Raw genomic sequence first — 12,615 nt, 5'->3', positions numbered from 1 at the left:
CGGGACACCACCGAATGATCCCGCCCAATCCAGGCCCCAATCTCCCGAAACGACTTCCCCTGCCTCAACCCGAACGCGATCAACTCACGCTCCACCGAACGCAACGGCACACCACGCGACACGAAACGCCCCTTCGCTACCCAGAACGATCATTATCCCCGGCCGGTGCACTGACCATCTGAGCCCGAGGATCACGTGGCCAGTGACAACACCTCCCCGACGACACCCACCGAGTGGTGGCGTGTCGATACCGCGACGTTGCATACCCGTAAGCAGGAATTGGAAGTTGTGAAGCGGCGGGCGGATGCGGAGCAGAACGCGATTCTGGCGGAAATCAATTCCCGTGGGGTGCGCGGCTGCAGCGGTCATTCGACGTTGACCGGGCTGATTCTCGAGGACTTCCTGGTGTCGGACAAGGAGGCCAGTGACCGCGCCGACCGGGTGCTGGCACTGCATCCCGGTCCGTCCCTCGGTGGAGATCCCGAGCCGCCTCTTGCACCTCTCACGGCCGAGGCTGCGGCGGAGGGCGCGATCGGGGGTTCGCAGATCGACGCCATCATCAAGACTCTGGCGCGGATTCCGTCGACTGTGCCCGAGGAAGACGTGCGGGCTGGGGAGAAGATCCTGGTCGAGCTGGCTCGTCGTGCGGGGCCGCGGCAGATCGCCCGCGCCGGACGCCGTCTGCTGGACGAACTCGACCCGGACGGGAAAGAACCCCGCAACGAAGACCCGAAGGAGACCCGGCCGGAGTTGCGGTTCGTCAAGCACCGTGACGGCTCGCTCGGCCTCAAAGCCAGACTCGACCTGGAAACCTATGCTCGCCTCAAGTCCGATCTGGATCCGATGGCCAAGCCGCACAAGGCCATCGACGGGGTGCGGGACTCCCGCAGCCAGGATGAGCGCTACGGGGATGCCTTCACCGACTACGTGCGCTTGAAGACCACCAGCCGGAACCTTCCCGGCCAGGCGGGCGAAGCGACCCACATTCTGGTCACCATGTCCTACGACGACTTGATCCGGGACATCGGCGAAGCGCACCTGGACCTCGTGGGCCCGATCAGCGCCACCGACGCCCGCATCCTCGCGTGTGATGCTCGTGTGCGGCCGGGTGTCCTCGGCACCGCGGGAGAACCGCTGGACATCGGCCGGTCGAAACGGACCGTGTCCCTGGCCCAGAAGTACGCATTGACCCTTCGCGACGGCGGCTGCGCGTTCCCGGGCTGTGACATGCCGGTGCCGCGCTGCACCGCCCATCACATTGTTTTCTGGCGTCATCACGGCGAAACGAAGATCGATAATCTCGTGCTGTTATGTACCCGGCATCACCGGCTGATCCACCGCAGTGAATGGAAGGTCCGGATCGCCCAAGACGGACTCCCCGACTTCACCCCGCCCGCCTACCTCGACTCCACCGGGACACCGAGGCGCAACACCATGCACCTCAGGACATAGGCCGATCACTTCCACCGACACTGACCATCGGAGCCAAGTGAACACGCGCCTGCGCGACCAAAACCTCAAACCAGCCGGAAAAGCACCCGCTGCCCCGGCCGCACCTGCGCGGCCAGATCCAGATCCGCTTCGTCCACCACCGCGATCACCGGGTAGCCCCCGGTCACCGGATGGTCGGCCAGGAACAGGATCGGCTGCCCCGAAGGAGGGACCTGCAACGCGCCCGGCACGGCGGCTTCGGGCGGCAATTCGCCGCCACGCGCCCGCGAAAGCACCGGGCCTTCGAGCCGTACGCCCACCCGATCGACGTCGGAAGTGGCGACATAACCGGAAGAGACCAAAGTGGACAGTGCGTCGGAGGTGAACCAGGAAACGCGAGGGCCGGCGCTGACCCGCAGAACCGGGACGTCGGGCAAGGGAGCGCGAGGGGCGAGATCCACCCCGGGATGGGCCAGCATCTCCTGCCCCACCGGCAACGTCATCCCGGCCGAAAGGGCGGGCGGGCCGAGTTTGCCCAGGGTGTCGGTCGCCCGCGCGCCCAGGACGGGAGAGACGTCGATGCCACCGCGCACCGCGACATAGCAACGCAAACCGTGAGAAGCCATCCCGAGCACGAGTTCGTCGCCGGGGCCGACCGGGATCGGCGCGTCCGAGCCGAAGGTCCGCCCGCCGACGGTGATCGAGCAGGGCGCGCCGGTGACGGCGACGGTCGCCGGAGCCGGGAACCGCAGGACGAGACCGCCCAGAACGCACTCCAGGGCCGCGTGGCTCTCGGGGTTGCCGACCAGCCGGTTCGCCAGCCGTAGCGAACCGCGGTCGGCGGCGCCGGACCGGCCGACGCCGATCGCGGCCAGTCCCGGTCGCCCGAGGTCCTGCACGGTGGTGAAGACCCCGGGGTGGATCACTTCGATCTTCGCGGTCATGAAGTGAACCGGATCCGGGTGCCGGGCGTCAGCAGGTTCGGCGGCTCCCGCTCGATGTCCCACACCGGCAGCGTCGTCCGCCCGATCAGCTGCCAGCCGCCGGGGGAGGCGTTCGGGTACACCGCCGTGTATTCGCCCGCGATCGCGACCGAACCGGCGGGGACCCGCGTGCGCGGGCTCGTCCGGCGCGGCAGGTGCAGCGCGGGGTCGAGCCCGGTCAGGTAGGCGAATCCGGGGGCGAAGCCGCAGAACGCCGAGACGTACGTTCCGTCCTCGTGCCGCCGGACCACCGCTTCCGCCGACATGCCCGCGGCGGCCGCGACGTCGGCGAGGTCGGGGCCGTCGTAGCGCACCGGCACGACGATCTCGGCGGCCTCGCGCGGTTTGACGTCCACTGTGGATCGAGCGAGGACATCGCCGGCGAGCCGGTCGTGATGGGTCTGGCCCGGGTCGAAGCGGATGAGCAGGGTCCGCGCGGCGGGGACCAGCTCGACGACGCCGTCCGGTGGGTCCTGCTCCAGTGACGCGTGCAGCCCGAGGACCTCCGACGGATCGTCGAAGTCGACCATGGCCGCACGCGCCCCATAGGGCAGTACTCGCATCATGCGGCCTCGATGAAGGGTCCGATGTGGACACCGGCGGCGTCGAGTCCCGCGCGGATCCGCCGTGCCAGTTCGACGGCGCCGGGCGTGTCGCCGTGTACGCACAGCGAATGCGGCTGAAGCGCCAGCTCGGTCCCGTCGGCGGCGACGACCTTGCCGGTGGTCGCCATCGTGACCGCCCGGGAGGCGACCTCGTCGGCGTCGTGGAGGACGGCACCGGGCAGTTTCCGCGAGACCAGAAGGCCTTCGGGCGTGTACGCGCGGTCCGCGAACGCCTCGGCGTACGCGGGGAACCCGGCCTTTTCGGCCTGCTTGGCCATTTCCGACCCCGGCGGGCACAGGAGCGCGAGCTCGGGGTGGAACCGCCGGATCCCTTCGACCACCGCGGCCGCTTGCTCCGGATCCACCGCGGCGGTGTTGTACAACGCCCCGTGCGGTTTGACGTACCGCACCCGCGAGCCCGCCGCGCGGGCGAACGCGTCCAGCGCGCCGATCTGGTAGAGCACGTCGTCGGCCAGGTCGGCGGGGGCGACGTCCATCGCCCGCCGCCCGAATCCGGCGAGGTCGCGGTAGGCGACGTGGGCGCCGATGACGACACCACGCTCCGCCGCGCGCTCGCAGACGCGCCGCATCACCGACGGGTCGCCGGCGTGAAAGCCGCAGGCGACGTTCGCGCTGGTGACGATGTCGAGCATGGCGTCGTCGTCGCCCATCTTCCAGGCGCCGAAACCCTCGCCGAGGTCGCTGTTGAGATCGATACTGCTGAGATCCATCAGGCCACCCTGAACTCACTGTCGAGCTTGTCGGTCACGAACATGTAGCCCGGCGCGTGCGTGATCGCGAACGGCGGCCGCGAGGCCATCAGAGCCGCCTGCGGGGTCACGCCGCACGCCCAGAACACCGGCACGTCACCGGGTTCCGCGTCGACCGGGTCGCCGAAATCGGGTTTGCCGAGATCGGTGATGCCGAGCGCGGCCGGGTCGCCGATGTGCACTGGCGCACCGTGCACGGCGGGCATCCCGCGGGTGATGCGCACGGCGTCGTCGCCGCGGTCTTCGGGGATCTGCCGCATCGAGACGACCATGGGCCCGTGCAGGCGCCCGGCCGGGACGCACTCGCGGTTCGTCACGTACATCGCCACGTTGCGGCCCTGGTCGACGTGCCGCAGCGGGATGCCCTCCGCGGCCAGCGCCGATTCGAAGGTGAAACTGCAGCCGATCGAGAACGCGACCATGTCGCTGCGCCACAGCCCGCTCGCGTCCGTGAGCTCGCCCGACAGCGCGCCGTTCTGCCAGACGCGGTACCGAGGCAGGTCGGTGCGCAGATCCGCGCCGGGCGCCAGCCGGGTCGACGGGTCGCCGGGGTCGCTGACGTCGAGCACCGGGCAGGGCTGCGGGTTCCGCTGGCAGAACAGCAGGACGTCGTAGGCCCAGTCCTCGGGGACGGCGATCAGGTTGGTCTGGGTGAACCCGTTGGACCAGCCGGTGGTCGGGCGGGCCGTGCCCGCGCGGAACAGGGCGCGGGCCTCGCCGGGGGACAACGTCGCCGGTTCGTCGAAGGTGGTCATCGCGGTGCCTCCTCTTCCGATTGTGGTCACAGAAGTTCGCGGCCGCGAGTCTCGGGCAGGCCGAGCAGTGCCAGCACGGCGATGCCGTAGCCGACCGCGCCGAACACCATCGCGCCGCCCGCGCCGAGGAAACCGACCACGGCGGGGAACGTGGCGCCGATGGCCCGGCCGAGGTTGTAGGTGAAGCCCTGCCCGGTCCCGCGCAGCGCCGACGGGTACAACTCGGCGAGGAACGCGCCGAACCCGCTGAAGATCGCGGACATCGAGAACCCGAGCGGGAAGCCGAGGAACAGCACGAGCGTGTTCGCGCCCGCCGGGATCTGCGTGTAGGCGACGATGAGACCCGCCGACAGCACCGAGAACAGCAGGAACGTCTTCTTCCGGCCCAGGAGATCCGTGAGATAGCCGCCGGTGACGTACCCGATGAAGGCGCCGGAGATCAGGAACGCGAGATAGCCGCCGGTCCCGATGACGGTGAGGCCGCGGGTGGTCTTCAGGTAGCTCGGCAGCCAGGTCGCGAGCGTGTAGTAGCCGCCCTGGACACCGGTGGCGAGGAGCGCGGCGAAGAACGTCGTGCGCAGCAGGTCCGGTTTGAAGATGCCCGCCAGCGAACCGCGTTCCTTCTTCGTGGCGCGGGCCGCTTCGGCGACGGGCGCGTCCTGGACGTTGCGGCGGACCCACAGCACGAGCAGCGCCGGGATGACGCCGGTCCAGAACATGACGCGCCACGCGATGTCCGGGCTGAACAGGCTGAAGACGACGGTGTAGACGACGACCGAGAGCGCCCAGCCGACCGCCCACGCACTTTGTACGAAGGCGACCGTGCGGCCGCGGTACTTCGCCTGCGAGTACTCCGCCACCAGCGCGGCGCCGGCGGCCCATTCGCCACCGAAGCCCAGGCCCTGCAGGGCGCGGAAGACCAGGAGCGTCTCGAAGTTCGGCGCGAACCCGCAGAGCACGGTGAAGATCGTGTACATCGCGATGGTGATCTGGAGGGTGCGGACCCGGCCGATGCGGTCGGCCAGGATGCCCGCGCCGATCCCGCCGATCGCCGAAACCACCAGCGTGGTCGTGCCGAGCAGGCCCGCCTCGCCGCCGGAGAGGCCGTAGTAGGCGGTGATCGCGGCCAGGCCCAGCGGCAGGGTCTGGTAGTCGAACGAATCGAGCCCGTATCCGCCGAACGCGCCGACGAAGGCCCGGCGGCCTCGCGAACCGAGCGTGCGGAACCAGGCGAAGGGGCGTGTGTCTTCGGTAGTGGCTGTCGCGTTCATCGGCACCTCCAGAGGGTGAATCTCAGGGTGGCACGGGTCACATGAGTAGCTACTTTAGGTATTGTTCAACAATTCCACAAGAGGATCCTTGGCTGAGCCTCTTGTGGCTAGGTAGGATCGGTCACGTGACGATCGCGGAGGGTGGTCCTGCCTCGGTAGAAGGACTCGAGGCTGATCGCGGCATGATCAGCCGCACCAGCACGGCCGAAAGGGTCGCGGGCGTCCTCCGCACGCGTATCGCGGAAGGCTTCTTCCTGCCCGGCGTCCGGCTGTCGGAGCAGGACATCGGCTCGGCGCTCGGCGTCTCCCGCAACACGCTGCGCGAGGCGTTCCGCCTGCTCACGCACGAACGCCTGCTGACCCACGAGCTCAACCGCGGTGTCTTCGTGCGAGTGCTGCCGGTCGAGGACGTCGTCGACCTCTACAAGGTGCGCAAGGTCGTCGAGTGTTCCGCGGTGCGGGCGGTGACGGAGAAGCCGCCGACGTTCGGAAAGCTCGCGCGCCTGGTCGAGGACGGCAGGGTCGCCGAGCGGAGTGAACGCTGGCAGGACCTCGGCACCGCGAACATCCGGTTCCATTCGGCGATCGCTGAACTCAGCGGCAGCGAACGGATCGACGAGCTGATGCGCGGCATCCTCGCCGAGTTGCGGCTGGTGTTCCACATGATGGCCGACCCGCGGCGCTTCCACGAGCCGTACCTCAAGCGCAACGCGGAGATCCTCGAGCGCATCGAAGCCGGCGACGGCCTCGGCGCCGAAAAGCTCCTCGCGCAGTACCTCACCGACGCCGAAAACCAGCTCGTCGAGGCCTACGCCGAGCGCTCCCCCTGACGCGTTTAGTCCTCTGAATGCGGTAGTTCGGGATGCGAACCACCGCATTCAGAGGACGAAACGCGGGCTCGGGCTAGGGGGTGACCCACTTCTGGTTGGCGGCGCCGGTACAGGACCAGATCTGCAGGCGCGTGCCGTTGGCCGAGGAGTTCCCGGTGGCATCCAGGCACTTCCCCGAACCGGAGTTCACCAGGTCGCGGGCCGCGTTCGCCGCCCATCGCTGGTTCGGACCGCCCGCGCAGTCCCATAGTTGCAGTTGTGCGCCGTCCGCCGTGGACATCCCGGTGACGTCGAGGCATTTGCCCAGCGCCCGCACCGTTCCGTCCGCCTGGAACGACCACTGCTGCGCGGCGGAACCGTTGCAGTCGTACAGCTGCACCGCCGTCCCGTTGGCACTGTTCGCCCCGGTGACGTCGACGCATTTGCCGCCGAGCCCGGTGATCGCGCCGGTGCGGACGCCGCCGCCCGACTGCGTCCCCGACCAGGTGAACGTCGCCGACGTCGACGCGGGCAGCGAGTACGTGAAGGACTGACCGCCCCAGTTGACGCGCACGTTCTGGTTCACGCCACTGGTGTTGTACGCGATCAGCGCCTTCGACCCGTCCGGGTTCTTCCACGCGACGTTGCGCACCGCGGAGTTGTCATTGGACGAGATCCGGTACGCGCCCGGCTTCACGAACTTCGTCAGGTGGCCCATCGTGTAGTACTCGACGGTGTAGTCGACCTGTCCGTGCCGCGAATCTCCATTGTGGACGGTGATCAGCCCGGTGCAGGTGCCGCAGCCGCCGTTGTGCGGCCCCATGTTCTGGTCCACCGCGAGGCTCCACTTGATGAAGCTCTTGCTCCAGTTCCGGGTGTAGTCGACGATGTTCGCCATGTCCTCGGCCTGCTGATGGCTCACCCACGTCCCGCCCGAATGCTCCGTGCTGTACGCGGGAACGTTCGGGTACTGGTTGTGCACGGCGGTCTGCTGGGCGACGTCGCCGCCGTAGCCGTGCCACGCCATCCCGCCGAAGTTCGGGTCGTTGCGGATCGAGGCGTCGTCCATCGTCGGCGCGCCGAATTCCGTGTACTTGTCCCAGTTCCAGTCCAGCGCCAAGACCTTTGTGGACAGTCCCTTCAAGGCGGGCAGCAGGTTCGTCTTCGTGAAGTACTGGAGACCGGCGCCGTTCCAGTTCATCGACGGATAGCTCGCGCAGCACGTCGGCTCGTTCTGCACCGACACGTAATGGATCGGCACCCCTTGCGCCTGATACGCCTGGATGTACTTGACGAAGTACTGGGCGTACACCGGGTAGTACTCGGCCTTCAGCCAGCCGAGTTTGAAGTCGCCGTTGTCCTTCATCCACGGCGGCGCGCTCCACGGTGACGCCATCACCTTGGTCGCCGGATTGATCTCCCGCGCCTGCTTGGTCAGCGGCAGGATGCTGTCGAGATCGTGGGCGATCGAGAACTTCGCCAGACCCGGGTCGGTCTGCCCGGCGGGGAGATCGTCGAACGAGTAGCTGAACCGCGCCAGATCCGAGGAACCGAGCGGGTTGCGGATGAAGTTGACGCCGATCCCCGAAACGGGATCGAACAGTTTCCGCATGGTCTCGTCGCGGGTCGCCTGCGACAACGCGCCGCTGCCCTTCATCAGCCACGCCGCGGTGTCGGTGAACGACGCGCCCGCGCCCTCGAACTGCTGGTACGTAGTGTTCTCGTCGATGGTGATGGTCTGCTGGCCGGTCCCGGTGCCCGCGGCGAAGCTGACCGGTGACTGCTGCTGGAGCCCGCGCGTGACGTTCACGCCGCGCGAATCGTTCGTGGTGGTGAGCCAGATGTTCACGGTCTCACCGGCGGCCTGCGCCGGGGTCGCGACGAGCGTGGCCGCCGCGATCACCGCGGCGCCGAGCAACGGCAGCCGCTTCACGGCGTCGTCCACTTCTGGTTCGCGCCACCGCCGCAGGTCCAGATCTGGAGTCTCGTCCCGTTCGCGGAGCTGTTCCCGGTGGCGTCGAGGCATTTGTCCGCCTGCGGGTTCACGATGTCGCGCGCGCCGCTGATCGCCCATTTCTGCGCGCCGGATCCGTTGCAGTCCCACAGTTGCACGGCGGTGCCGTCCGCGGTTCCGCCGCCGGAGACGTCCAGGCACTTGCCGAGCGCGCGGATCGTGCCGTCTCCGCCGACGGTCCAGTTCTGCGCGGCGTTGCCGTTGCAGTCGGTGATCTGGATCGGGGTGCCGTTGGCGGTGTTCGCGCCCGCGACGTCGACGCATTTCCGGCCGATGCCGGTGATCCGGCCGGTCCGCCCGGCCGTGTCGCTGGAATTGACGTGCACGTAGTCCACGACGAGACGCTGCGGGAAGACCGTGCTGGAGTTCGGGTCACCGGGCCAGTAACCGCCGACCGCGAGGTTCAGGATCAGGTAGAAGGGGTGGTCGAAGACCCAGCGGTTTCCGTTGAGGTCGGCGGGGGTGCGGGTCTGGTAGAGGTTTCCGTCCACGTACCACTTGATCTGGTTCGGTGCCCAGTCGACGGCGTAGGTGTGGAAGTCGTCGGAGAAGTTCGGGCCGTTGTAGGCCGCGCCGATGCCGCCCGCGCCGGAGTAACCGGGGCCGTGGAGGGTGCCGTGCACCGTGTTCGGCTCGAAGCCGACGTTCTCCATGATGTCGATCTCGCCGCTGTCGGGCCAGCCGACGTTGCCGATGTCGGCGCCGAGCATCCAGAACGCGGGCCACATCCCCTGCCCGCGCGGCAGTTTCATCCGCGCTTCGAACCGGCCGTAGGTCTGGGTGAACTGGCCCTGCGTGGACAGTCGCGCCGAGGTGTACTCGCAGCGCCCGTACCAGCAGTTGTAGTTGCCCGGGTTCTCCTTCTTCGCGGTGATGACGAGGTTGCCCTGGCCGTCGAGCGCCGCGTTGTTCGTCCCGGACGTGTACCACTGCCGCTCGTGGTTGTTGACGTTGTCGCCGGTCTCGAAATGCCACTTCGAGGTGTCGATACCCGCGCCGGCGGGGCCGGTGAAGTCGTCGGTGAAGGTCGCGGCCATGACCGCGGCCTCGGAAGCCGGAGCCTGGGCGGTGGCCGGGAGTGAGCCGAGCAGGACGCCGGCGGCGAGGAGCGCCGCCCAGCGAAAACGGGAGGAGATGGACATCGTTGTCGCCTCTCTTCGCAGGCAGAGAACTACTTTGTTGTGCCTGGCAACAAAGTATGCATGGTCTCTACCACTGCGACAAGACGTATTTTTCAGCCTCGAATTAAGGTCAGGCGGCCGTGCCCCGCTTCGACCCGGCCGTGCGCGGGTCCGCGCCCTGCTCCAGGAGGGCGGCGACCGGGAGGGTGGCGGCTCCTATGGCGACGGCGTCCGGGCCGAGCTGTCCGAGCTCGATCCCGGTCTGGTCGAACACGTGCGCCAGCGCGTGCTCGCCCGCCACCCGCCGGATCTCGGGCAGGTACTTCTCGCCGAGCGCCAGCCCGGCCCAGCCGCCCAGCACGATCCGCTCGGGGTTGAACAGGTTGATCAAATTGCCGATGCCCGCGCCGAGATAGCCCGCGGTCTCTTCCAGCACCTTGGCCGCGGCCTTGGACTTGCCCGCCGACTCCAGCAGCGCGGCGAACTGCGTCTGCTCGTCGTCGTCCGACGCCTTTCCCCCGCGCGCCTTGCGATAGCGGGCGAGGACGCCCTCCGCGCCGACGTAGGACTCCAGGCAGCCGCGGGATCCGCAGCGGCATTCCTGGCCGCCGTAGACGATCGTCGTGTGGCCCCATTCGCCCGCGCTGCTGGTGGAGCCCCGGTAGGTGGTGCCGTCCGCGACCACCGCCGCGCCGACGCCGGACCCGATCAGGGCGATCACCGCGTGCCGCGCGCCGCGGCCGGCACCGAACCACATTTCGCCCTGGCCCTGGGTTTTCGCGCCGTTGTCGATGAACAGCGGCAGTTCGACGCCCTCCGCGCGCAGGAGGTCGGTGAGCGCGACCTCCTTCCAGCCGATGGTGGGCGCGTGCACCCGCAGCGCCTCGCCCTGCTCGACGGTTCCCGGGACGCCGACGCCGACACCGAGCACGGTCGCTTCGTCGATACCCGCTTCCGTGATCACTTCCCGCAGTCCGGACGCCACCTGGGTCACCGCCGCGGCCGCGTCCGGCCGGGGCGAGGCGAGAGGGTGCTCGACGGAGGCGAGCCGGTTCATGGTGAGGTCGAACAGTTCGACCTTCACCCCGGTTTCGCCGATGTCGACGCCCGCGACATGCCCGTACGCCGGGTCGACGCGGAGCAGGACGCGCGGCCTGCCGCCGTCGGACTCGACCAGCCCGGCCTCGATGATGAGGCGTTCTTCGCCGAGTTCGGCGGTCACGTTGCTGACGGTCGCGGCGCTCAACCCGGTCAGACCGCTCAATTCGTGGCGGCTGAGCGGGCCGTCGAAGTAGAGTTTCGACAGCAGGAGGGAACGGTTGTGCCGCCGCAGGTCACGGACGGTGGTGCGCTTGGCAGGCATGCGGATACCCATCTTGTGGCGGCGGACCTTTCCAGGATGCCCCACGACCTTAGCCTCCGCCATGTATCAACTGGTGAAATAAGGGGGAGAGGGGCCATGACGGGGGACGACGAGCTCATCGGCAGCTTGCCGCCGGACTTCCGGTGGGGTGTCGGCAGCTCGGCGTATCAGGTCGAAGGCGCGGTCGCCGAAGACGGAAGAACACCGTCCATTTGGGACACCTGGGCCCAGTCCCCGTGGTCGGTCGACAACGGGGACACCGGCGAGGTCGCCTGCGATCACTACCACCGGATGCCCGCCGACGTCGCGCTGCTCAAGGAACTCGGCGTCGACACCTACCGGTTCTCCGTTTCCTGGCCCCGCGTGCAGCCGCGCGGGCGCGGCGGCGTCAACCCGGCCGGGATCGCCTTCTACGACCGGTTGGTCGACGAACTGCTCAACAACGGCATCGACCCCTGGCTGACGCTGTACCACTGGGATCTGCCGCAGCACCTCGAAGACGCGGGCGGCTGGCCCGCGCGCGACACCGCCGTCCGGTTCGCCGACTACGCGATGCTCGTGTTCGAGCGCCTGAGCGACCGGGTCCGCCACTGGACCACGCTGAGCGAGCCGTGGTGCACGGCCATGCACGGGTACGTCCACGGGGTGATGGCGCCCGGCCGGCGGGACGCCAAAGCGGGCATGGCGGCGGCGCACCACCTGCTGCTCGGCCACGGCTTGGCCGTGCGGCGGATGCGGGAACTCGCCCCGGCCGGGACGAAGTTCGGCATCACGCTCAACCTGAGCACCGCCGACCCGGCCACCCCGAGCGAGGCCGATCGGGAGGCCGCGCGGTTCGAGGACGGGCTCGGGACGCGGTTCTACCTCGACGCGCTCGTCCACGGCCGATACCCGGAGGACGTGCTCGAGACCCTCGCGCGGCAGGGCATCCGGCTGCCGTCGGAGCCGTGGGATCCGTCGATCATCGCGGCCCCGCTCGATTTCCTCGGCGTCGACTACTACTTCGGGACGCGGTACTCCGGGGTGGAGGAGAACGGGGACGCGGTGGAGCATTTCGGGATGCCCGCGTTCCGCAAGGTCCCGTTCGGGGCGCCGTCGACGGTGCTGGGCTGGGAGATCCTGCCGCACAAGCTCACCGAACTGCTCGTCCGGATCAGCCGCGACTATCCGGGTTTGCCGCTCTACGTCACCGAGAACGGCGCCGCGTTCGCCGACGTCCCCGACGAGACCGGCTTCGTCCGCGACGACGACCGCGCCGAGTACCTGTCCGCGCACATCGCCGCCACGGCCGCCGCGCGGCAGGCGGGCGCGGACGTCCGCGGCTATTTCGCCTGGTCCTTTTTGGACAGTTTCGAATGGGCGTACGGCTACGCGAAGCGGCTCGGCCTGGTGCGGGTCGACCGCGAGACGCAGGCGCGGACGATCAAGCAGAGCGGGCTGGCGTATCGCGACATCGTCGAGCGGGTGCGAGGCGGACGGCGGTAGGGCCAGCT

General features: G+C 68.8%; 12 protein-coding genes. 3 read left to right on the top strand and 9 right to left on the bottom strand.

Annotated elements, in window-relative coordinates; all coding sequences use genetic code 11:
* Positions 1-95: helix-turn-helix domain-containing protein (locus DMH01_RS43660; protein WP_370323353.1), on the bottom strand; the 95-nt coding region annotated here is incomplete at its 3' end.
* A gap of 100 nt (positions 96-195) precedes the next feature.
* Between DMH01_RS43660 and DMH01_RS07155 the strand changes: the two genes are divergently transcribed.
* Positions 196-1,452, top strand: a complete 1,257-nt coding sequence (locus DMH01_RS07155; protein ID WP_125674253.1) for an HNH endonuclease signature motif containing protein — start codon at positions 196-198, stop codon at positions 1,450-1,452.
* Between the two features lie 65 nt (positions 1,453-1,517).
* On the opposite strand, the gene DMH01_RS07150 is transcribed toward DMH01_RS07155, so the two are convergent.
* The 5 genes from DMH01_RS07150 to DMH01_RS07130 are packed head-to-tail and all read right to left on the bottom strand — an operon-like array spanning position 1,518 to position 5,815.
* A complete protein-coding gene (locus tag DMH01_RS07150; RefSeq protein ID WP_125674252.1) occupies positions 1,518-2,375 on the bottom strand; it encodes a biotin-dependent carboxyltransferase family protein in 858 nt (285 codons plus the stop codon).
* The gene (locus DMH01_RS07145) at positions 2,372-2,977 is read right to left on the bottom strand and encodes an allophanate hydrolase subunit 1 (protein ID WP_125674436.1); all 606 of its coding nucleotides are present in this window, start codon (positions 2,975-2,977) and stop codon (positions 2,372-2,374) included. Before DMH01_RS07145 ends, DMH01_RS07150 begins: the two co-directional genes overlap by 4 nt.
* Positions 2,977-3,735, bottom strand: coding sequence for a LamB/YcsF family protein (locus tag DMH01_RS07140; protein ID WP_125674434.1), 759 nt, complete (start codon positions 3,733-3,735; stop codon positions 2,977-2,979). The genes DMH01_RS07145 and DMH01_RS07140 overlap by 1 nt, the downstream gene beginning before the upstream one ends.
* Positions 3,736-3,749: 14 nt before the next feature.
* A complete protein-coding gene (locus DMH01_RS07135; RefSeq protein ID WP_125674251.1) occupies positions 3,750-4,544 on the bottom strand; it encodes a putative hydro-lyase in 795 nt (264 codons plus the stop codon).
* Between the two features lie 26 nt (positions 4,545-4,570).
* Entirely contained in the window at positions 4,571-5,815 is a 1,245-nt protein-coding gene (locus DMH01_RS07130) for an MFS transporter (RefSeq protein ID WP_125674250.1), read from the bottom strand.
* A 182-nt stretch (positions 5,816-5,997) separates the two neighbouring features.
* On the opposite strand from DMH01_RS07130, the gene DMH01_RS07125 reads away from it, so the two are divergent.
* Positions 5,998-6,645 (top strand): GntR family transcriptional regulator, encoded by a 648-nt coding sequence (locus DMH01_RS07125; RefSeq protein ID WP_125674432.1) that lies wholly within the window; start codon positions 5,998-6,000, stop codon positions 6,643-6,645.
* Positions 6,646-6,718: 73 nt separating this feature from the next.
* On the opposite strand, the gene DMH01_RS07120 is transcribed toward DMH01_RS07125, so the two are convergent.
* The 3 genes from DMH01_RS07120 to DMH01_RS07110 form a co-directional block, all read right to left on the bottom strand.
* Entirely contained in the window at positions 6,719-8,650 is a 1,932-nt protein-coding gene (locus tag DMH01_RS07120; RefSeq protein ID WP_199745377.1) for a ricin-type beta-trefoil lectin domain protein, read from the bottom strand.
* Positions 8,554-9,780: a glycoside hydrolase family 16 protein gene (locus tag DMH01_RS07115; RefSeq protein WP_125674249.1), complete on the bottom strand. Its 1,227-nt coding sequence runs from the start codon at positions 9,778-9,780 to the stop codon at positions 8,554-8,556. The genes DMH01_RS07120 and DMH01_RS07115 overlap by 97 nt, the downstream gene beginning before the upstream one ends.
* 109 nt (positions 9,781-9,889) lie before the next feature.
* Positions 9,890-11,134: an ROK family protein gene (locus DMH01_RS07110; RefSeq protein WP_199745395.1), complete on the bottom strand. Its 1,245-nt coding sequence runs from the start codon at positions 11,132-11,134 to the stop codon at positions 9,890-9,892.
* A gap of 84 nt (positions 11,135-11,218) precedes the next feature.
* On the opposite strand from DMH01_RS07110, the gene DMH01_RS07105 reads away from it, so the two are divergent.
* On the top strand, positions 11,219-12,607 hold the full coding sequence (locus DMH01_RS07105; protein WP_125674247.1) for a GH1 family beta-glucosidase: 1,389 nt from the start codon (positions 11,219-11,221) through the stop codon (positions 12,605-12,607).
* Positions 12,608-12,615 lie beyond the last annotated feature (8 nt).

The sequence above is a fragment of the Amycolatopsis sp. WAC 04182 genome (assembly GCF_003947465.1).
Classification (GTDB): Bacteria; Actinomycetota; Actinomycetes; order Mycobacteriales; family Pseudonocardiaceae; genus Amycolatopsis.
This window is presented reverse-complemented; position numbering and strand designations above follow the sequence as displayed.